Consider the following 24,509-nt stretch of genomic DNA (forward strand, 5'->3'; position numbering starts at 1 on the left):
GGCAATATTGGGTGTGACTTTTGGCCGGGGAAATGAGTTTGTGGGAGCAAGGCTTGCCCGCAATGATGACGCGGTCTGCTGGAAACCGAGGCGCCTGTATCGCAAGCAAGCTTTGCGCCCACAAAGCCAGGGCTTATCGCTCGGATTTTGGCGTTGCGACCTTGTCCCGCAGATACACCGGTTGGGCATCATCGGCCACAATAGCTTCACCCCGGGCCCAGGCGAAACGGGCCAGCGCCAGCAGGTCTTCGGCGTGAGGCAGCAGAGTAGCGTCCTGGCCGGTCAGGTTGACGGCGATTCGCTCGCCGTAGCCCCACCCGGTACCGGCGCCGAACCAGTCACCGTCGGCCCCGCTCGGCAACGCTGCCGCTTCGGGTGGCAATACCGCTTCAGCGCCGACCAGGCGCATCTCGCCGTCAGTTTCACGATAGCAGCCCCAGTACACCTCGTCCATGCGCGCATCGATGGCCGCTGCGACTTGGCGGGCGCCCTGTTCGCGCAAGGCGCGCTGGGCCAGCACCGCCAGGTTCGACACCGGCAGCACCGGCCGCTCCAGGGCAAACGCCAGTCCTTGCACCACGCCGATAGCGATGCGCACCCCCGTGAAAGCCCCCGGCCCACGGCCAAAGGCAATCGCGTCCACTGCCTGCAAGGTCGTCCCGGCATCGCTCAGCAGTTTCTGGATCATCGGCAACAGTTTCTGCGCATGCAGGCGCGGGATCACCTCGTAATGGCTCGTGACCTTGCCGTTGTGCAGCAAAGCAACGGAGCAAGCTTCAGTCGCGGTGTCCAGGGCCAGCAAGGTGCTCATCGATGTGTCCGTAAATCAGGTGGAAAAAAGTGCGCCAGTATAAACAACTACGGCCCGCAAGCGGGCCGTAGTTGATGCAACTGATCAGACTTTTCAGCTCAGGGCTTCGAGCACCTTACCGGTGATCGCATCGACCGAGCCGACGCCCGGGATGTGGCTGTACTTCGGTTTGCCCTGGGCAGCCGACAGGTTCTGGTAGAACGCCACCAGCGGCTTGGTCTGGGAATGGTAGACCGACAGGCGATGACGCACGGTTTCTTCGGTGTCGTCCTTGCGCTGCACCAGCTCTTCACCGGTGACGTCGTCCTTGCCCGCAAGTTTCGGCGGGTTGTAAACGGTGTGGTAGACACGGCCGGACGCCTCGTGGACGCGACGACCGGCAATGCGCTGAACGATCTCTTCGTCATCGACCGCGATTTCGACCACGTGATCGAGCTCCACACCGGCTGTCACCAGGGCTTCGGCCTGGGGAATGGTGCGCGGGAAGCCGTCGAACAGGAAGCCGTTGGCGCAATCGGCTTGAGCGATGCGATCCTTGACCAGAGCGATGATCAGGTCATCCGACACCAGGCCGCCGGCATCCATGATGCTCTTGGCCTTGACGCCCAGCTCGGTGCCCGCCTTGACTGCGGCACGCAGCATGTCGCCGGTGGAAATTTGCGGGATACCGAATTTTTCGGTGATGAACTTTGCCTGAGTACCTTTACCGGCCCCGGGAGCTCCCAGCAGAATGACGCGCATCGATGTGCTCCTCAATTTTTTTATGTAAAACGCTCGGATTCGCCTCGTGGGGCCAATCTTCGAAAAACAGAATCGTGACCGCCCAAACGGCCAAAGGCTGATCAAGATACACAGCAGGCTCGACCCACACAAGCCGCCGAAAGTCGGAGGAACCCGCGCCCGATACGACCTTCGGAGGGGGTGGCGAGAGGCGCAACCGGGCAACGAACTGTGGCCAGGTCGACCTGTTCTCTCCCCCGGCGGACAGCGCCCGGGAACACCGGGCGAGCCGTTTCGGTGCGCTGCCTAACCTTAACCGGTGTTGCGCAAACCGGCGGCAATCCCCGCCACAGACACCAGCAACGCCTGTTCCACGGGGCTGCCCTGGGCCACATCCTGCTGCCGTGAGCGCGCCAACAGCTCGGCCTGCAACAGGTGCAGTGGGTCGAGGTAAGTGTTGCGCAAGCGAATGAATTCCAGTGTGGCAGGGCTATGTGCCAGTAGCTGCGACTGACCGGTCAACCCAAGGACCACCGAGCAGGCCTGCGACAATAGGTCGCGTAAATGCGTCCCCAAAGGCAGCAGCCCAGGCTCCACCAAACGCTCGTCGTAGGAGCGGGCAATATCGGCGTCGGCCTTGGCCAGCACCATCTCCAGCATGTCGATGCGGGTCCGGAAGAACGGCCATTGCTCGCGCATCTGCCCCAGCAACTCACCTTCGCCGCGCTCCAGGGCCTTGCTCAGTGCGGTTTCCCAGCCGAGCCAGGCCGGCAGCATCAGGCGGGTCTGGGTCCAGCCGAAGATCCATGGGATCGCCCGCAGGCTTTCGATGCCGCCGGCCCGTCGCTTGGCCGGACGGCTGCCCAGGGGCAGGCGCCCCAGTTCCTGCTCGGGGGTGGACTGGCGGAAGTACTCGACAAATTGCGGGCTCTCCCGCACCACGGCACGGTAGGCACTGACGCCATCGGCCGCCAGTTCGTCCATCAGGTCCCGCCACTGTGGCGTTGGGGGTGGCGGTGGCAGCAGCGTCGCTTCAAGCACGGCGGCGAGATAAAGATTGAGGTTCTGTTCGGCGATGTCCGGCAGGCCGAATTTGAAACGAATCATTTCGCCTTGCTCAGTGGTGCGGAAACGCCCGGCCACCGAACCCGGTGGCTGGGACAGGATCGCCGCATGCGCCGGACCGCCACCACGGCCCACGGTGCCGCCGCGACCGTGGAACAACAGCAATTCGACTTGCTGCTCGCGGCAGATGTCCACCAGCCGTTCCTGGGCCCGATACTGCGCCCAGGCCGCCGCCGTGGTCCCGGCGTCCTTGGCCGAATCGGAATAGCCGATCATCACTTCCTGGGGACCTTGCAGCCGCGAGCGATAACCGGGCAACAGCAACAGCTGCTCGATCACCGGCCCGGCGTTGTCCAGGTCGGCCAGGGTTTCGAACAGCGGCACCACCCGCATTGGCCGCAACACGCCGGCGTCCTTCAGCAACAGCTGCACCGCGAGGACATCGGAAGCCGCACCGGCCATGGAGATCACGTAGGACCCCAGGGACGCCGCCGGTGCCGCGGCCACTTCCCGGCACGTCGCCAAAACTTCCGCCGTATCGGCCGACGGCTTGAAATGGGCCGGCAGCAGCGGACGCCGGTTACTCAGTTCCGCCAGCAAGAAGCTGATGCGCTGCTCCTCGTTCCAATCCTCATAGCGTCCCAGGCCCAGGTAGTCAGTTATTTCCGTCATGGCGGCGGTATGGCGCGTCGAGTCCTGGCGTACATCGAGGCGCACCAGGAACAAGCCGAAGGTCACCGCCCGGCGCAGGCAATCGAGCAGCGGCCCGTCGGCAATCACGCCCATGCCGCATTCGTGCAACGAGTGGTAGCACAGCTCCAGGGGGTCCAGCAGCTCGCGGTTGTGCTGTAACACGTCGGTGCTTGGCGGCGTGGCGGCGCTCAGGGAAGCGTGGGCCCAGTTGCGGGTGGCGCGCAGGCGTTCACGCAGTTGCTTGAGCACGGCGCGATAAGGTTCGGCGCTGTCGCCCGCCTGGGCACGCAAGGCTTCGCTGGCGCGTTGCATCGACAGTTCGGCCGCCAGTTGATCAACGTCACGCAGGTACAGATCCGCTGCCATCCACCGCGCCAGCAACAGCACCTCGCGGGTCACGGTGGCGGTGACATTGGGGTTGCCGTCACGGTCGCCGCCCATCCAGGAGGCAAAACGGATCGGCGCGGCCTCCAGCGGCAGGCGCAAGCCGGTGGCGGCATGCAGGGCCTGGTCGGCCTTGCGCAGGTAATTGGGAATGGCCTGCCACAACGAGTGCTCGATTACCGCGAACCCCCACTTGGCCTCGTCTACCGGGGTCGGCCGGGTGCGGCGGATTTCTTCGGTGTGCCAGGCTTCGGCGATCAAGCGCTGCAAGCGTTCGTGAATCTGTGCGCGCTCGGCGCTGGTCAGGTCGCGGTGATCCTGGGCGGCCAATTGCGCGGCGATGGCGTCGTATTTCTGGATCAGCGTACGGCGAGCCACTTCCGTGGGGTGGGCCGTGAGAACCAGTTCGATCTCCAGCCTTCCCAATTGCCGGGCCAGGGCTTCGGCGCCATGGCCCTCAGCCCGCAACCGGGCGAGCAGCTCGGGCAACACCCGCGCCTCGAAGGGCTCCGGCTGCGACGCTTCACGGCGGTGGATAAGTTGGTATTGCTCGGCGATGTTGGCCAGGTTAAGAAACTGGTTGAACGCCCGCGCCACCGGAAGCAGTTCGTCCTCGCTCAACTGATTGAGACTGGCGCTGAGTTCGGCGTCCACGGAACCGCGTCGGTCAGCCTTGGCGCCCTTGCGGATCTGCTCGATCTTGTCGAGAAACGTGTCCCCGTATTGTTCGCGGATGGTGTTGCCCAATAGCTCACCGAGCAGGTGAACGTCTTCGCGCAAGCGTGCATCGATATCGGTCATCAGCATTTCTCCAGCAAAAAAGTCCGGGCAGCTCTTGGACTAGAGAGTGCCGATGCCCACCGTTTCTGACAAGCGATGAAGGGACATTAAACCTTGGACGACAAAGCTAGTCTCATGATTAAGCCACACAACGGCTTGTCACTCTCCGCGCCCGCCACGAGCAGGCTTATCGAGGTCATCATGAAAATTCGTGAGCTTGCCCAGCATTGGGAAGAAAACGCCAAGGGCCGTCTGACCCAGACTGGCTACATGATTCATCTGGACGTGGAAGCCGCCGCCCGGCTGGCAGCAATCTGCGACATGTACCCCAAGCGCCAGCCCGAGGAACTGCTCGGCGAGCTGATCGGGGCCGCACTGGAAGAGCTGGAAGCCAGCTTCCCCTACATCAAAGGCTCGCAAGTCGTGGCCACCGATGAAGAAGGCGACCCATTGTACGAAGACGTGGGTCCGACCCCGCGATTCCTCGCACTGTCCCGTCGGCACCTGCACGAACTTTCCTCGCAGAACGACAAATCCAAACACTGACGCCTGTAGGAGCTGACGAGCGAAGCGAGGCTGCGATCTTTCCCCTGACGCTTGAGTCTCAAGCGAAAGCAAAAGATCGCAGCCTTCGGCAGCTCCTACGCGCGCGCCCGCCAAAAAACGCACGTATCCCTACACCGGGAGTACTGCTGCGCGCCTTGAAAGTTCAGCTTCTCTACCACTGACCAATCAGTCAGTAATTCTTTTGGCGAATGGCCATCTTCGCTGAACTTTTGAAAACCGCCTCGGGTCACACCGAGTAACCATACTGGAACGGTTGTTTAAATAAACGCGCCTTGGCGCCAGCGTCAAACCGGACGTCACGGCTTCGGTCCCAGCATGGATTTGTAGTTTTTTCAGGAGTTTTCCAATGGAGTTGAAGCCTATGAATACCTGCACTGCCAAACCCTCATCCACTGGCCTGCGTGGCTTGAAGTTGGCTGCCCTGGCGATCGGTAGCAGCTTCATTCTCGCCGGTTGCGCCGGTAATCCACCCTCGGAGCAGTACGCGGTGACCCAATCGGCGGTCAACAGCGCCGTCAGCGCCGGCGGTACCGAATTCGCTGCTGTGGAAATGAAATCGGCCCAGGACAAACTCAAGCAGGCCGAAATCGCCATGCATGACAAGAACTACGGCGAAGCCAAGCGTCTGGCCGAACAGGCCGAGTGGGATGCCCGCGTCGCCGAGCGCAAGGCTCAGGCCGCCAAGGCCGAACAAGCACTCAAGGATTCTCAGAAAGGGGTTCAGGAACTGCGTCAGGAAGGCATGAACAAGGTTCAGTAAACCGTTCACGCCACGACGTACTTCTCATTGATAAAAGGACGACAGACTATGATGCACAAACACTTGATGATGCCCGCCCTGCTCGCTGCCTGCGTAGCCCTGGCCGCTTGCTCCCACGACCCGAACGCGAACCTGGAACAGGCACGGACCAACTACAACGGCCTACAGGCTGACCCGGCGGCGACCAAAGTGGCAGCATTGGAAACCAAGGACGCCGCCGACTTCCTGGCCAAGGCTGACAAGGCCTATCTGGACAAGGAAGACGAAGCTAAGGTCGACCAGTTGGCCTACCTGACCAACCAACGCGTTGAAGTAGCCAAGCAGACCATCGCCCTGCGCAAGGCCGAAGCCGAGCTGAAAAATGCCGGTGACGAACGTGCGCGTGCCTTGCTCGATGCGCGCAATGCGCAGATCAAGCAGTTGCAGGAAAGCCTCAACGCCAAGCAGACCGAACGCGGTACGCTGGTGACCTTCGGCGACGTGCTGTTCGCCACCAACAAGTCCGAACTGCGCGCCAGCGGCATGACGAATGTGAGCAAACTGGCGCAGTTCCTCCAGGAAAACCCGGACCGCAAGGTGATCATCGAGGGCTATACCGACAGCACCGGTTCGGATTCCTACAACCAATCGCTCTCCGAGCGCCGCGCCAGCTCGGTGCGCACTGCCTTGGTGAAAATGGGCGTGGACCCGGCTCGCATCGTGACCCAGGGCTACGGTAAGGAATTCCCGGTGGCCGACAACAGCAGCGTCTCGGGCCGTGCGATGAACCGTCGTGTGGAAGTGACCATCTCCAACGACAACCAGCCAGTGGCCCCGCGTTCGACCATGAGCGCCAACTGATCGGCTGAGTGCAACGCAAAAGCCCCGCCTGACTTCAATCAGGCGGGGCTTTTTCATGGCGCACACATTGTGTCGAGCCGGCCATATCCCCTGTGGGAGCGAGCCTGCTCGCGATAGCGGTGGTTCAGTCACCACCTATGTCAGCTGATCTGCCGCCATCGCGAGCAGGCTCGCTCCCACAGGGGGTTACTTATGGCTGCAATTTTTGCGGCGTTTCCTGGCCCATGCAGCGCACCGCGCGTTTCTTCTCGTTGATCAGCACGCCGGTCAGGCCTTTCTGCTCGGTGTCGAACAGCACCAGCACGCCGTCGATGCATTGGGCGACCTGAGGGGCCGGGTCCAGGGACACCTTGTAGTCCTCCCCCGGCACGGTCTTGAGCATGGTGAATTGGTTGAGCAGCAACGCGTCCTCGGGCTTGGCGAAGTGCAGGTAACCGTAGTACCACAGCGTCGCAACAGTGCCGAGGATGCTGCAGATACCGGTAATGATCAGGGGGATGGCGTTACGTTCTTCGCTCATTGCGGACTCTCTGGTAATTCAACGGGTGATTTCGGGTAATTCGGGACCTCGCCCAGGCGGCGCAGGCCGTCGAAGTGCTGGGGGTCGTCAAGGTAGCGCAGCATCACGGTGCGCCAGACCGGGTCGGCGAACGTCTGCACATGGCCGCCGCGTGTCAACTGCAAGACCCGTGGCGGCGGCGCAGCTTGATACAGGCGGATGCCGTTGGAAAGGGGCACGATGGGGTCGTCCAGGCTGTGGTAGATCAATTTCGGCACACCATTCAAGTGCGCCACGGAACTGATCGCGCTGTCACCGTCCGGCACCAGCCAGGACAATGGCACCTGGAACGGCCAAGTCAGCCAGGACGTACTCAAGGCAAAACGGCCGACCTCGCGGTAACTGGCGGGCACGCCATCGAGCACCAGGGCCTTGAGCTGCCGTTGGCGCTGCGGGTGCTCGACCAGGTAATGCACCGCCAGCGCGCCGCCCAGGCTCTGGCCGAGCAGCACCTGCGGCTTGCCCTGCACCTCGGGCGCCTGGTCGAGCCATTGGAACGCGGCGTCGACGTCCTGGTAAATTGCCGGCAGGCTCGGCTCGCCTTCGGACAGGCCATAACCCCGGTAGTCGAGCATCAACACCTGGTAGCCCTGCTCCGGCAACCACCAGCTACCGCCCAGGTGCCAGGCCAGGTTGCCGCCGTTGCCGTGCAAATGCAGGACCGTGCCCTTGACCTCCACACCCGGTTTGACGGGCAGCCACCAGCCATGGAGCTTGAGACCATCGGCGGTGGTCAGGGTGACGTTGCGGTACTCGAGCCTGGCCCGCTCCGGGGTGAACGCCAGGCCGTGCTCGGGGTAGAACAGCAGGGAACTGCAACCGCTCAGGGCCAGCAACAGGCAAATGATGCCGAGGGTTCGCATCCGGTGAAGCCTCGCAAAAAATCAGAAGTTATACACAGCCCGCTCCCACCGTTGGACGGTGTTGTGCTCAAAGGATATTGGAATAATCCGCTTCGATCCGGTCCAGGCTCAGGTGGTTCAAGAAGTTGGAGAAACACATCCAGGCCGACAGGGCGTTCATGTCGCGGAACTGCTCGGGCAGGTACTTGGGCGCTACGACTAGGCCTTCGTCCACCAATTGTCGCAACGTGCGCATGTCCTCGAGGGTGGTCTTGCCGCAGAACATCAACGGCACCTGTTCCAGCTTGCCCTTGCGCACGGCCAACTGAATGTAGTTGTAAACCATGATAAAGCCCTTGAGGTAGGACAAGTCTTTGGTGAATGGCAGACCCGTCGGCACCGACCCACGGAAAACCCGACTGGCGTTGCCGTAGCTTTCGGCCATTTCAAAACCCTGCTCGCGGAAAAATTCGAAGACCTGCAGGAAATCGGCCCCCTCCTCCACCATGTGAATGGCCCGGGTACGGTTGGTCAGTTTGCGCAGGCGACTCGGGTAGGAGGCGAAGGTGATGATTTCCATCAGGATCGCCAGGCCTTCCTGGGTCACCGTGGACGAGGGCGGGCCCTTGGACAGGAAGGTGCAGATCGGTTGGTTGAGGCCGTTGAGCGTAGTGCCGACGTGCACCAGCCCCTCGTGGACTTCCAGCGCCCGCACGTCGCGCTCGTTGAACATCGCATCGGCGCGGATCTTGATGTAGTCCGCGCCCGCCGCCGCGTCGGCCACGATGCCATCGGACTCGAACACCCGGATGGTTTCCTCGGCTTCGCCAAACACCCGATTGAGGCGGTGTTGCAGCAGCTTGACCGCGTCCTTGGCGACCAGCGTCTTCGGCTCGTCCTTGAGGTCGCCACGGCCATCGATGTTGTTCAGGTAATCGGAGAGCATCAGGCCCAGGTCGGCCAGGGTCGGGTCGCCGGCGTGGAAAGCATCGGAGGCGGCGCCATAGAGCTCCTGGGAGATCAGCCCGAAATCCTCGGTGCCACGCGCCTCGAGCATGCGCACCACCATGCGGTATTCCTTGCACATACGGCGCATGATCTGGCCAACCGGGTTGAACTGCCCAAGCTGACGGGTGATGTCGCGCTCGATGTTCTGGAACTCCAGCTTCACCTTGCTCGAATCGAAAGACAGTGGCCGGTTGAGGTAATAGTCGCGATCCACCGCAGGCATTTCCTTGCCCTTGGCCTTGAGAAACCCCTTGCGGATGCTCTCGTCCCACTTCACCGCGTCGAGGATGCGAATCGGCGTTTGCGCCAGCACAATGCGATCGGACAAGGTGCGTATCGTCTGCTGGTAATCGTCCACCCGGAACTCCTGTGAAAAAACGTCCGCTTATTGCTGTTATTGGGATTTGACCAGCCGCTGGTAGCGCACGGCCTCCGAGAACACATCGGAATTGGCCGGATCGTCGAGGTAACCGAAAACCTTGTTCATGTCGCTGTCCACCAGCACACCGTCGCCTTGCTCGCTCGGATTCGGTTGGCCGCTGAGGATTTTCTGGCTGATGGCCTGGTTGATCTGCTCCAGGTCCAGGTTGTAGACCACCAGCTCGTGCTTGTCGGTCAACTCGAAACCGGCGATCAAATAATGACCGCCAAACCGGACCGGTACCTTGGCCGACACGTACCAGCGGCTGCCATGACGGGAAACAGTCAGAGGAATGGCTTCGCGCTCATGGGGCTTGGCCCTGAAGTAGCTGATGGCCTGGTAGCGGTGCTTGCCGACCTTCCTCAGCTCCAGGTTCAACGGTTCGCCCCAGGCATTGGCGCTGGTCCAGTGACCGAGCAAGCCCTCAGGCGCGGCTTCGCTGTCAGGCAATGGCGCCTTGAACGACACCAGGCAGCCACTGAGCAGTAGCAACGACACGGTCAGTACAACGGCACGCCAAGCTTTCATTTGAACTCCCTATGGCACAGTGCCTCGTCCTTACATAGGGGAGCAGGTGTGTGTGGGAGCAACGCTTGCTCCCACATAGCCTACTCCCACAAGGGGGTTACACCGACGCCAGTACCAGGTGCATGTAGCGGGTCAGGATACCGAGCATATCTTCATCGGCTTCCAGCTCGGCGCTATTGAGCAAGCCCTGATATTCCATCCGTCCGATAATCGCCGTCAACACTTTGGCATCCTGTTGCGGCTCACGAGAGCCCAATACCTGGAAAAACTGACACGTGCCGTGCAGCAAAATCTGCTGATGGGAACGCACCAACACCGCCAGACGCGGGTTGAGCAGCGCTTCCTGGCGAAAGGCCTGTTCGGCCATCAGGTAGTCGCGACGACTGTCCAATTGGTGTTGTACGTAGTCGGCGGTCATCCGGGCAATGTCGTCCGCCAGTTGCGAGCGTGATTGGGCGCTGCCGTCACCGTAGGCGACCATCTCGCGCAGCAGGCCTTCGTTGTTGGCCCACAGCTTGGCCATGAACGCCGCGCTGCGTTCCACATACTGGGCGAAGGCATCGGTGAGCAAGTCATCGATGTCCTTGAAATAATACGTGGTGGCCGACAGTGGCACGCCGGCTTCGGCGGCCACAGCGCGATGGCGTACGGCTCGCACGCCATCGCGCACCACAATGCGCATCGCCGCGTCGAGAATCTCCTGGCGACGCTGCTCACTGCCCTGTCGGCTGGCCTTGCGGCCCTGGTACTGAACACTTTCAGCGACAGCCGTGGCGACGCCCGCTGCACCTTCTGAAGCCATTGCACGATTCACGACAGGTCTTCCTCTTTTTTTCAAAAGTAACCAATTGATACGTTTGTACCAGACAGGCAATAAAAAGCCGCCCTTCCAGGCGGCTTTTTATTTGAAACATTTACGCTTGAGGCCGCATGTGCGGGAAGAGAATCACATCCCGGATCGACGGCGAGTTGGTCAACAACATCACCAGGCGATCAATGCCGATGCCTTCGCCAGCGGTCGGCGGCATGCCGTACTCCAGGGCACGCACGAAGTCGGCATCGTAATGCATGGCTTCGTCGTCGCCGGCGTCCTTGTCAGCCACCTGGGCCATGAAACGCTCGGCCTGGTCTTCTGCATCGTTGAGCTCGGAATAGGCGTTGGCGATTTCGCGGCCACCGATGAACAGCTCGAAACGGTCGGTCACGCTTGGGTTCTCGTCGTTACGACGGGCCAGCGGCGACACTTCGAACGGGTACTGGGTGATGAAGTGCGGCTGTTCCAGCTTGTGCTCGACCAGTTCTTCGAAAATCATCACTTGCAGCTTGCCCAGTCCTTCGAAGCCGAGCACCTTGGCCCCGGCTTTCTTGGCAATGGCGCGAGCCGTCTCGATGTCCTGCAGATCAGCGGCGGTGATCTCTGGGTTGTACTTGAGGATCGAGTCGAACACCGACAGGCGCACGAACGGCTCGCCGAAGTGGAACACCTTGTCGCCGTACGGCACGTCGGTAGTCCCGAGAACAAGCTGAGCCAGCTCGCGGAACAGTTCCTCGGTCAGGTCCATGTTGTCTTCGTAGTCGGCGTAGGCCTGGTAGAACTCGAGCATGGTGAACTCGGGGTTGTGCCGGGTCGAAACGCCTTCGTTACGGAAGTTGCGGTTGATCTCGAACACTTTCTCGAAGCCGCCCACCACCAGGCGCTTGAGGTACAGCTCCGGCGCAATGCGCAGGAACATTTCCATGTCCAGGGCATTGTGGTGGGTTTCGAACGGCTTGGCCGCCGCACCGCCGGGGATGGTCTGCAGCATCGGTGTCTCGACTTCCAGGAAGTCACGCTTCATCAGGAAGCTGCGAATGTGGGCGATGACTTGCGAGCGCACGCGGAACGTCTGGCGCACGTCTTCGTTGACGATCAAGTCGACGTAGCGCTGGCGATAGCGCTGCTCGGTGTCGGTCAGGCCGTGGTGCTTGTCCGGCAGTGGGCGCAGGGACTTGGTCAGCAGGCGCACGCTGGTCATCTCGACGTACAGGTCGCCCTTGCCGGAACGGGCCAGGGTGCCTTCGGTGGCAATGATGTCACCCAGGTCCCAGGTCTTGACGGCTGCCAGGGTTTCTTCCGGCAGGGTCTTGCGGTTGACGTAGACCTGAAGGCGCCCGGTCATGTCCTGGATCACCATGAACGAACCACGATTGAGCACGATACGACCGGCCACCTTGACTGGAATCGCCGCCTCGGCCAGCTCTTCCTTGGTCTTGTCCGCATACTGCTTCTGCAAGACGTCGCAATAAGCGTCGCGGCGGAAGTCGTTGGGGAAGGCCTGGCCCTTGGCGCGCTCGGCAGCAAGCTTTTCCTTGCGCAGGGCGATCAGGGAGTTTTCTTCCTGTTGCAGGGCTTGCGGGTCGAGTTCTAGGTCGCTCATGTCTTTAAGGATTCCATCACAGGTTCGTTGCCTCCGGCCCCGGGCCGGAGTTTGCGGGCGAGTCGCGCTCCTTGGTGCAAGCGTGGCCTGCCCGCCGCATGGGTGTCGCGTTACAGCCCTTGTTTGAGGCTGGCGATCAGGTATTCATCGATATCGCCATCGAGCACCTTGTCGCAATCGCTGCGTTCGATGCTGGTCCGCAGATCCTTGATCCGCGAGGCATCGAGCACGTACGAACGGATCTGGTGGCCCCAGCCGATGTCCGACTTGGTGTCTTCCAGTGCCTGGGACGCCGCGTTGCGTTTCTGCACTTCCTGCTCGTACAGGCGAGCCCGGAGCATCTTCATCGCGGTGTCTTTGTTGGCGTGCTGGGAGCGCTCGTTCTGGCAACTGACCACGGTGTTGGTCGGTACGTGGGTAATCCGTACGGCCGAGTCGGTGGTGTTTACGTGCTGACCGCCGGCCCCGGAGGAACGGTAGGTGTCGATGCGCAAGTCCGCCGGGTTGATCTCGATCTCGATGTTGTCATCGATTTCCGGCGAAACGAACACGGCCGAGAACGAGGTGTGGCGGCGGTTGCCGGAGTCGAACGGGCTCTTGCGCACCAAGCGGTGCACGCCGATCTCGGTCCGCAGCCAGCCAAAGGCGTATTCGCCCTTGATGTGCACGGTGGCGCCCTTGATCCCGGCGACTTCACCAGCCGACAGTTCCATGATGGTGGCGTCGAAACCGCGTTTGTCAGCCCAGCGCAGGTACATGCGCAGCAGGATGTTGGCCCAGTCCTGGGCTTCGGTGCCGCCGGAACCGGCCTGGATGTCCAGGTAGGCGTTGTTCATGTCCATCTCGCCGCTGAACATGCGACGGAATTCCAGCTTGGCGAGGTTCTCATCAAGGCGTGTCAGCTCGGCGACGACATCGCCGACCGCGCCTTCATCGTTCTCTTCGACGGCCATGTCCAGCAGGTCGCGGCAGTCGGCCAGGCCGCTGGACAGCTCGTCCAGGGTCTCGACAATCTGCGCCAGCGCAGAACGCTCGCGGCCCAGCTCCTGGGCGTACGAAGGGTTGTTCCAGACATTCGGATCTTCAAGCTCGCGATTGACTTCGGTCAGACGCTCATGCTTTTGATCGTAGTCAAAGATACCCCCGAATAGTTTCGGAGCGCTCGGACAGGTCCTTGATGGTGTTAAGGATCGGGTTGATTTCCATGGCGGGCAGCACTCGTTGGCGAACTTTTGAAAGCCGGCGAGTATAACGTAATCAAGCGCCAGCGGCAGCCCGCCTGGCGGCTTTAGGGGCAATGAGATTCAGCGTTCGCGCTCCGTGGTAAGGGAGCAAGCTCGTGCTGACCCTGTAGGTGCTGGCGAAGGCTCGGGCCGCGTTCGGACGATCTTTTGATCTTGACTTTGATCTTGATCTTGATCTTTCGTTTGGGACTCAATTGGCTGGGGAAAGATCGCAGCCTCGTTGCACTCGACAGCTCCTACACAGCTACACAGCCATAGCGCCTACAGGTGCAATCCGGTGGGAGCAAACGCCCTGCCTCTCAAGGGCTTATTCGACGCCCACCCGATTGCGCCCATTGTGCTTGGCCGTATACAACCCCTTGTCCGCCGCCGAGATCAGTTGCCGGCAATCGCTACCCTGCTGGGGGATGAAGGTCGAGACGCCAATGCTGACGGTCAGGTTTTCGCCACCGTCGGGCGTGGTGTGGGGGATTTTCAGGGCGACGACGCCCTGGCGCAGTTTCTCGGCCATCAGCCGGGCACCGCCCGGCGAGGTGCCGGGCAGGACCAGGGCGAACTCCTCGCCGCCGTAGCGGGCCGGCAAGTCGGATGGACGGCTACACGCCTCGCGGATCGCCGTGGCGACCTTACGCAGCGCTTCGTCACCGTCCAAGTGGCCGAAGTTGTCGTTATAGGCCTTGAAGTAGTCCACATCGATCATCAGCAGCGACAGTTGGCTCTGGTCGCGCATTGCCCTGCGCCATTCCAGCTCCAGGTATTCGTCGAAGTGCCGACGATTGGACAACCCGGTCAGGCCGTCGGAGTTCATCAAGCGTTGCAGCACCAGGTTGGTGTCGAGCAGTTGCTGCTGGCTGACCCGCAATGCCCGATAGGCCGCGTCGCGCTGCAACAGCATCATGTAGGAACGCGAGTGATAGCGGATGCGCGCCACCAGTTCGATGTTGTCCGGCAACTTGACCAGGTAGTCGTTGGCCCCGGCGGCGAACGCCGCGCTCTTGATCAGCGGGTCCTCCTTGGTAGACAGGACAATGATCGGGATATCGCGGGTGTCGGGATGGTTACGGTACTCGCGCACCAGGCTCAGGCCATCCAGGCCGGGCATCACCAGGTCCTGGAGAATCACCGTCGGCTTGATGCGAACGGCCTGGGCGATGGCCTGGTGAGGGTCGGAGCAGAAGTGGAAGTCGATGTTTTCTTCATTTGACAGCCCGCGCCGCACCGCCTCGCCGATCATCGCCTGGTCGTCGATGAGCAAGACCATGGCGGCGTTTTCATCGCGCTTGAATTCGTCGAGCTGCAGATCATTCATGGTGGCTTACCTGAATACGGCCTGGGGCAACGCTGACGGGGTTCTTCATGGGGTAAAAATCTCCAACAACCGAGGCGCGATAGCGTCCAGGGCGAGAATATGGACGGCGGCGTCGATGGCGGCAGCCGCTTTGGGCATCCCGTACACCGCACTGCTGCGCTGGTCCTGGGCGATGGTCACATAGCCCTGCTGGCGCATGAGTTTAAGCCCTTGTGCACCGTCGCGACCCATGCCGGTGAGCAATACGCCCACCGCGTCACCGCTCCAGTACCGGGCGACACTGTCGAAAAACACGTCGATGGACGGCCGGTAGATCTCGTTCACCGGCTCGGCGGTATAGGCCAGGGTGCCGTCCTTCAACAAGCGCAAATGATGGTTGGTCCCCGCCAGTAACACCGTGCCGCTCTGCGGCGTCTCGCCGTGCCGGGCCAGGCGCACCGTGTGGCCCGACACACTGCCCAGCCACTCGGCCATGCCTGCGGCGAACACCTCGTCCACATGCTGGACCAGCACGATGGCCGGGGCAAAGTCACGCGGCAGCGCCTTGAGCAGCACCTCCAGCGCCGCCGGCCCGCCCGCCGACGACCCGATGGCGACCAGGCTCTTGCGCGACACCGCCGCACGCTGCACCGCCGGCGCGGGTCGCTCACGCTTGTTGCGCTCACCGATCAGCCAGCCGATGTTGGTGATCTTGCGCAGTAGCGGCGCCGCCGCGTCCGCCGGGTTGCCGACGCCCAGGGCCGGGGTATCGACCACATCCAGCGCACCGTGACCCATGGCCTCGAACACCCGGTGGACGTTCTGCTGGCTGTCACCGGTGACGATAACGATAGCGCATGGGCTGGCGGCCATGATCCGCCGGGTGGCCTCCACGCCATCCATGATCGGCATGAGCAGGTCCATGAGGATCAGGTCCGGGGTGTATTCGGCACAACGCTGCACCGCCTCGCCCCCGTTGGTGGCCACCCAGACCAGTTGATGCGCCGGCTCGAACGCCAGGGCACGGCGCAAGGCCTCGACCGCCAGGGGCATGTCATTGACGATGGCGATCTTCAAGCGCGAGCCCCTCCGATCAATTCAACCACGGCGTCGAGCAAGGCGTCGTCGTGGAAGCTCGCCTTGGCCAGATAATAGTCGGCGCCGGCATCCAGGCCACGACGGCGATCCTCTTCGCGGTCCTTGTAGGACACCACCATCACCGGCAGCGATTGCAAGCGGTTGTCATGCCGCAACAGCGACACCAGCTCGATGCCGTCCATGCGCGGCATGTCGATGTCAGTGATCAGCAGGTCGAAATCCTCCGAGCGCAAGGCGTTCCAGCCGTCCATGCCATCCACCGCCACCGCCACGTCGTAGCCGCGATTGAGCAACAACTTGCGTTGCAGCTCGCGCACGGTCAGGGAATCATCCACCACCAGGATCCGCTTGCGCGGGGCCTGGGCCTGGTTCTGCCGGGCGATGCGTTCCAGGCGCCCGGTATCGAGCAGCTTGTCCACCGAACGCAGCAGGTCTTCGACATCGACAATCAACACCACCGAGCCATCGTCGAGCAAGGCCCCAGCGGAAATGTCCTGGACCTTGCCCAAGCGTTCGTCCAGGGGCAGAACCACCAGGGTCCGCTCGCCGATGAACCGCTCCACCGCCACGCCATAGATCCTCTCGCGCTCGCGTATCACCACGACCTTGAGGGTCTGGCTACTGCCTTGCGGCGCCGGCCGATTGAGCAATTGGCTGGCGGCGACCAGCCCGATATGCCGGCCTTCGTGCCAGAAATGCTGGCGGCCTTCAACCTGGACGATGTCCTCCGGCGCCAGGTCGCACATGCGTTCGATGTGGGCCAGGGGAAAGGCATACGCTTCATCGCCGACTTCCACCACCAGGCTGCGCACCACCGACAGCGTCAGCGGCACCTCGAGATGGAAACGACTGCCCTCGCCCGCCGTCTGCTCCAGCACCACCGCACCGCGCAACTGCCGGACCATGTGCTGGACGGCGTCCAGGCCGACGCCGCGCCCGGACACTTCGGTGACTGTGTCGCGCAGGCTGAAACCGGGCAGGAACAGGAAGGTCAGCAGTTCCTCTTCACTCAGGCTGGCGGCGGTTTGCTCAGGGGAAAGCCCGCGCTCGACGATGCTGCGGCGCACCCGCTCCAGGTCCACCCCGGCGCCGTCATCCGCCAGTTCCAACACCAACAAGCCAGCCTGATGGGAAGCCCGCAGGCGGATCAGGCCTTCGGCCGGCTTGCCGGCCAGTATTCGTTGCTCCGGGGATTCGATGCCATGGTCTACGGCGTTACGCAACAGGTGGGTCAGCGGCGCTTCTAGTTTTTCCAGCACATCACGGTCGACCTGGGTCTTCTCGCCTTCAATCTCCAGGCGCACCTGCTTGCCCAGGCTGCGGCCCAAGTCCCGGACCATGCGTGCCTGGCCCGAAAGCACATCGGCGAACGGTCGCATACGACAGGCCAGCGCCGTGTCGTACAGCACCTGCGCCCGCTGACTGGCCTGCCAGGCGAACTCATCCAGCTCGGCGGTTTTCTGCGCCAGCAATTGCTGGGTTTCGGCAAGCAAACGGCGAGCATCGCCAAGGGCTTCCTGGGCTTGCAGGCTCAGGGCGTGGTCCTTGAGGTGTAGGTTCAGCTCTTCAAGGGCGCGCAGGCCTGTGCTTTGCTGGCGCTTGAGCCGTTGCAACGTCGCCAGCCAGGGCTTGAGGCGCTGGGTCTCTACCAGGGACTTGCTCGACAAATCGAGCAAGCTGTTGAGGCGTTCGGCAGTGACCCGCAAAACCCGTTCGCCGCCTTCGGTGACCCGTTTGCGCTTGGCGGGCGGCTCCGTTGCTGTGGGCAGTTCCACTTCCGGTAGCTCGACGTGTAGCGGCTCGGCCGGTGTTTCGACGCTCGGTAACGCCACTGCCGGCGCCTGTGGCGCGTTGGGATCAAGCAGGCGCCCCATCAACGCTACATAGGCGTCGATGTCCGGGGCGCCGACACTATTGCCCGGGGTGGCGATGCGCGTCAGCAGGTCCGTGCCTTGCAGCAAGGCATCAATGTGTTCAGCGCCCAGGACCAGACGCCGCTCCTGGGCACTGACCAGGCAATCTTCCATCACATGGGCCACGCTAACCCCGGCGTCCACCCCGACAATGCGCGCCGCGCCCTTGAGGGAATGCGCCGCGCGCATGCACGACTCCAGGTAATCGGCCTGGGTCGGATCGCGCTCCAGGGCCAGCAGGCCGGCGCTCAGCACCTGGACCTGGGCTTCGGCTTCCAGGCTGAACAGTTCCAGCAACGAGGCGTCGCGCATCTGATCAGGGGTCATGACAGGCTCCGAGCCACGGCGCACAGCAGTTGTTCTTCATCCAGCCAGCGCAGACTGCGGCCCTTATAGGGCAGCACGCCACGGGTGTACTTGCCCGTCGATTGCGAAGCGCTCGCCAGGATGCGTTCATCGATGGCGTGGATGCCGTCCACCTCATCCACCGGCACCACCACCGGCCCGCCCTTGGCCGCGACAATCAACATGCGCGGCATGACCCGTGCGCCGGAAACCACCGCCGCGCCGGGCTCCAGGTCCAACAGCTCCACCAGCGACAGGCAGGCCACCAGCGCCCCGCGTACATTCGCCACGCCCAACAAGGCCCGCGAGCGCTGGTGGGGCAAGGAATGGATCGGCTGCAACGGCGCCACTTCCACCAGGCTGCGCGTCGTCAGGCCCAGCCATTCCTCGCCGAGGCGGAACATCAGCAGCGAGCGCGTGACCACATCGGTGTCCACGGGGGCAAGGGACAGATCCCGCTGATCCTGCGGCAAGGCATAACGATCGAGCAGCCGGGTAGCGGCCGCTGAATACACCGAACAGTTGCGGCAGTGGATATGCTCGACCAACAACGGACAGGATTTGTCGCCATGCACCCCGATGCGATTCCAGCAGTCGTCGATAGCTTGGGCATCGTCATGGGTGACGGTGTAAGAAGCCGAACCGCTCATTGTTTATGCTCACTGTCTGCCGTGCGTCCGCTGCGAGCGGCGCGTTCCTGCAATCGACGGGCTCCGGCCGCGTCTCCCTGGGAAGCCAGCAGCGCCGCCAGATGCACCAGTGCCTCGGCGTGTTGCGGTTCAAGATAAAGCGCCTTGCGATAAAAACCCTGGGCTTCAAGGGCGCTGCCGGCCATGTCGCTGAGCAGGCCCAACCAATAGAAAACCTGGGCGTTTGGTGCGTGGCTGCGCACGTAGGCTTCGCAAGCCTCGCGGGCCTCGGCGCTTTTGCCGCCGTTGGCCAGGGCGGCGATATTGGCCAGCAAGGTCGCGGTGTCGCTGCTTTTGGGTTCGGCAATCGGCGTCACGCTCGCCGTAAACGGCCGCGGTCGAATCACCGGCGGGACGACGCGGGGCGGTGGCTGACGAACCGGCAACGGGGTCGGCATCAAGGCCGGCAACGATTGTGGCTCAGGGGCCCCTTGGCGGCTGAAGGCGAACGATTGGGCGATCCCGATCGAGCGCATGCCCAGGCGTCCCAGCAAGCTGCCCTCGGCGGGGCCGATAAACAGCACACCGTCCTGATGGGTCAGGCGCTTGAGTACCTCGAACACCTGCTGCTGGGTCGGCTGGTCGAAATAGATCAGCAAGTTGCGACAGAACACAAAGTCATAAGGAGCCTCGTTCACCAGCAAAGCCGGATCCAGCAGGTTGCCCACTTGCAAACGCACCTGTTCGCGCACCCGCTCGCTGAGGCGGTAACCCTCGTCTTCGGCGTCGAAGTACCGCTCGCGAAAACCCAGCTCCGCGCCACGGAAGGAATTCCTGCCGTAACGCGCTTCCTTGGCCCGCGCCACCGACAGCGGGCTGACGTCCAGGCCGTCTACCTTGAACTGATGCGGTCCCAGGCCTGCGTCGAGCAAGGCCATGGCGATCGAATAAGGTTCTTCGCCGGTGGAACACGGCAGGCTGAGAATGCGCAGCGCGCGCAGGTGCTTGATCTCGGACAGACGCTTGACGGCCAGCCTGGCGAGGGTCGCGAAGGATTCCGGGTAGCGGAAGAACCAGGTCTCCGGGACGATCACCGCTTCGATCAGCGCCTGCTGCTCCTGGGCCGAATGCTGTAGGCCGCGCCAATATTCATCGACGGTTCGCCCGGGCACGGCAGCGATGCGCTGGCGCACAGCTCGCTCAATGATCGCGGTGCCGACGGAGGTCACATCCAGGCCGATGCGCTCCTTGAGAAAATCAAAAAAACGTTGGTCGTTGTTCATGGCGTTGCCTCGAGGTCGTCGAGGCTCAGCGGCGGCGCAGGGAACAGCAGCGCTCGAACGGATTCATCGAGCAGGTCATTGACCCTTACCCATTGCAGCAACCCCTGGGCATCTTCGCGTACTGGGCCAAGGTACGGTGCCTGGTGGTTGTCCAGGCCATAGGGTTTGAAATCGGCTGGGTCACAGCGCACCATGTCGGTCGCCTGTTCCAGAATCAAGCCCAGCACCTGTCCCGTTTGTTGCGTGTCGCCCTGATAGCGCACCAGCACCAGTCGCGTACTGGTCCGGGCCTCGGCGCTCTGGCCAAAGGTCAGGGCGCACAGGTCGATCACCGGCACCACCGTGCCACGCCAGGCAAACACCCCCGCTACCCAGGACGGCGCCCGGGCGATCGGTTTGAGGGGTAGGCGCGGCAGCACTTCCACCACATCGATGGCCTGCAGGGCGTAACGTTCGTTGTCGATGCTGAACACCAGGAACAACGTCTGGCGGGCCGTCGGAGCGACGCCACGCCGGGTCTCGAGTTCGCCCATCAGACTTTGAAACGCGAGACGCCGCTGCGCAGCCCCACGGCTACCTGGCTCAGCTCGTCGATGGCGGAACTGGCCTGGCGCAGGGACTCCACGGTCTGGCTGCTGGCATCGCCCAGTTGCACCAGGGCGTGGTTGATTTGCTCGGCGCCGGTGGCCTGGGCCTGCATGCCTTCGTTGACCATCAACACCCGCGGTGCCAGGGCCTGGACCTGATGGATGATCTGCGACAGTTGCTCACCCACCTGCTGCACTTCGGCGATGCCCCGACGCACTTCTTCGGAGAACTTGTCCATGCCCATCACCCCGGCCGACACCGCGGACTGGATCTCGCGCACCATCTGCTCGATGTCATAGGTCGCTACGGCGGTCTGGTCAGCCAGGCGTCGTACTTCAGTGGCGACCACGGCAAAACCGCGACCGTATTCGCCGGCCTTTTCGGCCTCGATGGCCGCGTTGAGGGACAACAGGTTGGTCTGGTCGGCCACTTTGACGATGGTCACCACCACTTGGTTGATGTTGCCGGCCTTCTCGTTGAGGATCGCCAACTTGGCGTTCACCAGGTCGGCGGCCCCCATCACCGAATGCATGGTTTCTTCCATGCGCGCCAGGCCTTGCTGACCGGAACCGGCGGCCACCGAGGCCTGGTCGGCGGCGGTGGACACTTCGGTCATGGTGCGCACCAGGTCTCGGGAGGTGGCGGCGATTTCCCGGGACGTCGCGCCAATCTCGGTGGTGGTGGCAGCGGTTTCGGTGGCCGTAGCCTGTTGCTGGCGCGAGGTGGCGGCGATTTCAGTGACCGAGGTGGTGACCTGCACGGAGGAGCGTTGGGCCTGGGACACCAGTGAGGTCAGCTCGGCCATCATGTCGTTGAAGCCGGTTTCCACGGCACCGAATTCGTCTTTACGCGCCAGGTTCAGGCGCCCGCTCAGGTCGCCGCTGCGCATGATCTCGAGGATCTCGACGATGCGGTTCATCGGCCCCATGATCGCCCGCATCAGCAACAGGCCACAGAGCACAGCAATGATCAGCGCGACCAGTAACGACAGGCCCATGGCGACCTTGGCCGCCGTTACTGCATCGTCGATGGTCTGGGTGGCGTTTTCCGCCAGCTCACGATTGCGCTCGATGATGTGATTCAAATGCTCGCGGCCGCCGATCCATGCTGGCGTCAGCTCTTTGTCCAGAGCCTGCCGCGCACTTTCGTAATCCTTGCGCTGGTACAAGTCCAGGACCTTTGCCATGGCCTGATTGAACGCCAGGTGATTGGCCTCGAACTCGTCGAAAGAGACTTGGTCGGCCGGGTTCTGGATCAGTTTTTGATAGTTCTGTATTTCTTCGCGCAGGTGCTGCTCGAAGCCCTGGTAAAGGGCCTTGTCCTCAGCGGTGATTTCCCGATTGCCCGAATGGCCGACGATTTGTTGGGTCAAGACGTAGCTGTCAACCCAGCCACCGCGAATCATGGAGCTGTAATACACCCCTGGCACCGCCTCGACCCGGACGTTTTCTTCACCGTCCTGGATCTTCAACAACCGTGAATAGGAGACAACCACCATCAACAGCATAATGGCGATGATCACTGCAAAACTCACCAGGATGCGTTGGCGTAATGTCCAATTCTTCACAGTAAAACCTCAGGCACTTGAAATGCCGGGGAGTATAGCCGAGGGCGGTGTCAGGCCTGTATGGCGGTGTGAGAAGATTTTTGACGAAGGCGAAGCCTCGTAGTTTTCTCAAGATGAGCAATGTCTCCTGCTCGCGACAGCGCAGTGTCAGGCAACGAAGCTGTGACTGACCGGGCCCCATCGCGAGCAGGCTCGCTCCCACAGGAAATGCGTTGGACACAGGAGTATCAGACGACACAAAACCACTGTGGGAGTTAGCTTGGGACTGTTCTATACAGTCGCCTGGCGTACCTGTTTCTCCAACTCCACCTTCAGCCCTGGCTCCAGTTTGAGTTGGCGCGCCAGTTCATCGAGATAGGATTTCTCCATGAAGTTTTCCTCATCCACCAACATCACGCTGGCGATGTACATTTGCGCCGCCATTTCCGGGGTACTGGCGGCGCGGGCGACGTCGGTGGGGTCCAGGGGCTTGTTGAGTTCGGCGTGCAGCCAGTGTTGCAGTTCCTGGTCGTTGTCGAGCTTGGTGAATTCGCCTTCGATCAACTGGCGCTCGCGCTCGTTCACATGGCCGTCGGCCTTGGCCGCCGCCACCAGCGCCTTGAGGATCGCCTGGCTGTGCTGCTCAACCTGCGCCGGGGGGACGCGGTCGAGGGTCTGCGGTTCGGTTTTCGGCGCGGTGCCTTGCTGGGCCTGCCAGTTGCCGTAGGCCTTGTAGGCGATCACGCCCAAGGCCGCGAGACCACCGTAGGCCAGGGCCTTGCCGCCGAAACTGCGGGCTTTCTTGTTGCCCAGCAACAGGCCCATGGCCCCGGCGGCCAGTGCCCCACCACTCGCACCGGAAAGCATGCCGCCCAGGCCGCCGGACGACTTGCCCTGGGCGCCGCCGGCCTTGTTCTGCAACATTTCCTGGCCGGACTTGAGAAGCTGATCGAGCAATCCACGGGTGTTCATTTGTTGCCTCCACCTATTCGGGTCAACTTGAGGCCACCAGCCTAGATCGAAAATGCTTTGGCGCCGCGGGCGAGATTGCTTCCAGATGTTGCCTGACGCCTTCAGCGAAGCGCTCACCTGCCCTTCTAAAAAAACGATATACACTCCAGTACATCGATAAAATCGCCCACCGGGGATTCGACCATGATGACCCTGCGTCAGATCCGCCATTTCATCGCCGTGGCCGAAACCGGCTCCATCTCTGCCGCTGCGCAAACGGCGTTCATTTCCCAGTCCACCTTGACCCTGGCCATCCAGCAACTGGAGCAGGAAATCGGCGTCAGCCTGTTCAACCGCCATGCCAAGGGCATGACCCTGACCCACCAGGGGCATCAATTCCTGCGCCAGGCCCACCTGATCCTGGCCACCGTCGAGAACGCCAAGCGCAGCCTGCAACAGAGCACCGACCAAGTCGCCGGCCAGGTCACCATTGGCGTCACCAGCCTGGTCGCCGGGTATTACCTGGCGGACCTGTTGACCCGCTTCCAGCGCGCCTATCCCAATGTGGAAATCCGGGTGATGGAGGACGAGCGACCCTACATCGAGCATTTGCTGGTCAGCGGCGAAATCGACGTCGGGGTGTTGATCCTGTCCAACCTGGAAGACCGCGACGCCTTGCAGACCGAAGTCCTGACGCACTCACCACACCGCTTGTGGCTGCCGGCGCAGCACCCACTGCTGGAACACGACAGCATCAACCTGGCCGACGTGGCCCGCGAGCCGTTGATCCAACTGAACGTCGACGAAATGGACCGTAACGCCCAGCGCCTGTGGCGCGGTGCCGGCCTGCAACCGAAGATCAGCCTGCGTACTGCCTCGACCGAAGCGGTGCGCAGCCTGGTGGCGGCAGGGTTGGGGGTGTCGATCCAGCCAGACATGACGTACCGCCCCTGGTCGCTGGAAGGCGACATCATCGAAGCGCGACCGATTGCCGATCTCAACCAGACCCTCGACGTCGGCCTGGCCTGGCGCCGGGGCACGGCGCGACCGGCCTCGGTCGACCCATTCCTGGCCGTCGCCCGGGAACAACCCCATGGTGGGCGCAAGCCATCTATTTAATCGAACGCAGCCTTGAGTATTTCGAATTTGTCGGCCTTAAAGCTGGGCACTAGTCTTGCTGCATCGCCGCAATCCATTGTGGGGGCGAGCCTGCTCGCGAAGCGGCGGTA

The 24,509-nt window shown here is 62.3% G+C and carries 22 protein-coding genes; 4 read left to right on the plus strand and 18 right to left on the minus strand.

The window, feature by feature from the left end:
* Positions 1–133: 133 nt before the first annotated feature.
* From tsaB to ppc, 3 genes are all read right to left on the minus strand, one after another.
* The gene (gene tsaB, locus AACY31_RS04165) at positions 134–811 is read right to left on the minus strand and encodes a tRNA (adenosine(37)-N6)-threonylcarbamoyltransferase complex dimerization subunit type 1 TsaB (protein WP_339476356.1); all 678 of its coding nucleotides are present in this window, start codon (positions 809–811) and stop codon (positions 134–136) included.
* A gap of 93 nt (positions 812–904) precedes the next feature.
* Complete coding sequence (gene adk, locus AACY31_RS04170) at positions 905–1,552, minus strand: adenylate kinase (protein WP_339476359.1); 648 nt, start codon at positions 1,550–1,552, stop codon at positions 905–907.
* A 291-nt stretch (positions 1,553–1,843) separates the two neighbouring features.
* Complete coding sequence (gene ppc, locus AACY31_RS04175) at positions 1,844–4,474, minus strand: phosphoenolpyruvate carboxylase (protein ID WP_339503898.1); 2,631 nt, start codon at positions 4,472–4,474, stop codon at positions 1,844–1,846.
* 180 nt (positions 4,475–4,654) lie between these two features.
* On the opposite strand from ppc, the gene AACY31_RS04180 reads away from it, so the two are divergent.
* From AACY31_RS04180 to AACY31_RS04190, 3 genes are all read left to right on the plus strand, one after another.
* Entirely contained in the window at positions 4,655–4,999 is a 345-nt protein-coding gene (locus tag AACY31_RS04180; protein ID WP_339476364.1) for a pilin assembly protein, read from the plus strand.
* 367 nt (positions 5,000–5,366) lie between these two features.
* On the plus strand, positions 5,367–5,780 hold the full coding sequence (locus tag AACY31_RS04185) for a DUF4398 domain-containing protein (protein ID WP_339476367.1): 414 nt from the start codon (positions 5,367–5,369) through the stop codon (positions 5,778–5,780).
* A gap of 51 nt (positions 5,781–5,831) precedes the next feature.
* Positions 5,832–6,620 carry an OmpA family protein gene (locus AACY31_RS04190; protein ID WP_339476473.1) on the plus strand — a complete coding sequence of 263 codons (789 nt, stop codon included), beginning with the start codon at positions 5,832–5,834 and terminating at the stop codon, positions 6,618–6,620.
* 190 nt (positions 6,621–6,810) lie between these two features.
* On the opposite strand, the gene AACY31_RS04195 is transcribed toward AACY31_RS04190, so the two are convergent.
* From AACY31_RS04195 to AACY31_RS04265, 15 genes are all read right to left on the minus strand, one after another.
* Complete coding sequence (locus tag AACY31_RS04195; protein WP_339476370.1) at positions 6,811–7,140, minus strand: hypothetical protein; 330 nt, start codon at positions 7,138–7,140, stop codon at positions 6,811–6,813.
* On the minus strand, positions 7,137–8,042 hold the full coding sequence (locus AACY31_RS04200) for an alpha/beta hydrolase (RefSeq protein WP_339476373.1): 906 nt from the start codon (positions 8,040–8,042) through the stop codon (positions 7,137–7,139). The genes AACY31_RS04195 and AACY31_RS04200 overlap by 4 nt, the downstream gene beginning before the upstream one ends.
* 67 nt (positions 8,043–8,109) lie before the next feature.
* On the minus strand, positions 8,110–9,387 hold the full coding sequence (locus tag AACY31_RS04205) for a flavohemoglobin expression-modulating QEGLA motif protein (RefSeq protein WP_339476376.1): 1,278 nt from the start codon (positions 9,385–9,387) through the stop codon (positions 8,110–8,112).
* Between the two features lie 36 nt (positions 9,388–9,423).
* The gene (locus AACY31_RS04210; protein WP_339476378.1) at positions 9,424–9,978 is read right to left on the minus strand and encodes a hypothetical protein; all 555 of its coding nucleotides are present in this window, start codon (positions 9,976–9,978) and stop codon (positions 9,424–9,426) included.
* A gap of 97 nt (positions 9,979–10,075) precedes the next feature.
* Positions 10,076–10,792 carry a TetR/AcrR family transcriptional regulator gene (locus tag AACY31_RS04215; protein WP_339476380.1) on the minus strand — a complete coding sequence of 239 codons (717 nt, stop codon included), beginning with the start codon at positions 10,790–10,792 and terminating at the stop codon, positions 10,076–10,078.
* A 100-nt stretch (positions 10,793–10,892) separates the two neighbouring features.
* Entirely contained in the window at positions 10,893–12,395 is a 1,503-nt protein-coding gene (lysS, locus tag AACY31_RS04220) for a lysine--tRNA ligase (RefSeq protein WP_339476382.1), read from the minus strand.
* Between the two features lie 110 nt (positions 12,396–12,505).
* A protein-coding gene (prfB, locus tag AACY31_RS04225) for a peptide chain release factor 2 (RefSeq protein ID WP_095963568.1) occupies positions 12,506–13,601 on the minus strand; the annotation gives its coding sequence in 2 pieces (ribosomal slippage) (positions 12,506–13,528 and positions 13,530–13,601; 1,095 coding nt in all).
* A gap of 345 nt (positions 13,602–13,946) precedes the next feature.
* Positions 13,947–14,948, minus strand: coding sequence for a diguanylate cyclase domain-containing protein (locus tag AACY31_RS04230; RefSeq protein ID WP_339476385.1), 1,002 nt, complete (start codon positions 14,946–14,948; stop codon positions 13,947–13,949).
* Between the two features lie 45 nt (positions 14,949–14,993).
* Positions 14,994–16,004 carry a chemotaxis response regulator protein-glutamate methylesterase gene (locus tag AACY31_RS04235; protein ID WP_339503900.1) on the minus strand — a complete coding sequence of 337 codons (1,011 nt, stop codon included), beginning with the start codon at positions 16,002–16,004 and terminating at the stop codon, positions 14,994–14,996.
* The gene (locus tag AACY31_RS04240) at positions 16,001–18,265 is read right to left on the minus strand and encodes a hybrid sensor histidine kinase/response regulator (RefSeq protein ID WP_339476391.1); all 2,265 of its coding nucleotides are present in this window, start codon (positions 18,263–18,265) and stop codon (positions 16,001–16,003) included. The genes AACY31_RS04235 and AACY31_RS04240 overlap by 4 nt, the downstream gene beginning before the upstream one ends.
* Entirely contained in the window at positions 18,262–18,933 is a 672-nt protein-coding gene (locus tag AACY31_RS04245) for a chemotaxis protein CheW (RefSeq protein ID WP_339476394.1), read from the minus strand. Before AACY31_RS04245 ends, AACY31_RS04240 begins: the two co-directional genes overlap by 4 nt.
* A complete protein-coding gene (locus AACY31_RS04250) occupies positions 18,930–20,195 on the minus strand; it encodes a protein-glutamate O-methyltransferase CheR (RefSeq protein ID WP_339476396.1) in 1,266 nt (421 codons plus the stop codon). Before AACY31_RS04250 ends, AACY31_RS04245 begins: the two co-directional genes overlap by 4 nt.
* Positions 20,192–20,728, minus strand: coding sequence for a chemotaxis protein CheW (locus AACY31_RS04255; RefSeq protein WP_339476398.1), 537 nt, complete (start codon positions 20,726–20,728; stop codon positions 20,192–20,194). The genes AACY31_RS04250 and AACY31_RS04255 overlap by 4 nt, the downstream gene beginning before the upstream one ends.
* The gene (locus AACY31_RS04260; RefSeq protein ID WP_445261521.1) at positions 20,728–22,290 is read right to left on the minus strand and encodes a methyl-accepting chemotaxis protein; all 1,563 of its coding nucleotides are present in this window, start codon (positions 22,288–22,290) and stop codon (positions 20,728–20,730) included. The genes AACY31_RS04255 and AACY31_RS04260 overlap by 1 nt, the downstream gene beginning before the upstream one ends.
* Positions 22,291–22,620: 330 nt before the next feature.
* Complete coding sequence (locus AACY31_RS04265; protein ID WP_339476403.1) at positions 22,621–23,301, minus strand: tellurite resistance TerB family protein; 681 nt, start codon at positions 23,299–23,301, stop codon at positions 22,621–22,623.
* A gap of 183 nt (positions 23,302–23,484) precedes the next feature.
* Here AACY31_RS04265 and AACY31_RS04270 point away from each other — a divergent pair, with 183 nt between their 5' ends.
* On the plus strand, positions 23,485–24,399 hold the full coding sequence (locus AACY31_RS04270; RefSeq protein ID WP_339476406.1) for a LysR family transcriptional regulator: 915 nt from the start codon (positions 23,485–23,487) through the stop codon (positions 24,397–24,399).
* The last annotated feature ends 110 nt before the right edge of the window (positions 24,400–24,509 follow it).

It is taken from the genome of Pseudomonas sp. RL_105y_Pfl2_101, assembly GCF_963970585.1.
Classification (GTDB): Bacteria; Pseudomonadota; Gammaproteobacteria; order Pseudomonadales; family Pseudomonadaceae; genus Aquipseudomonas.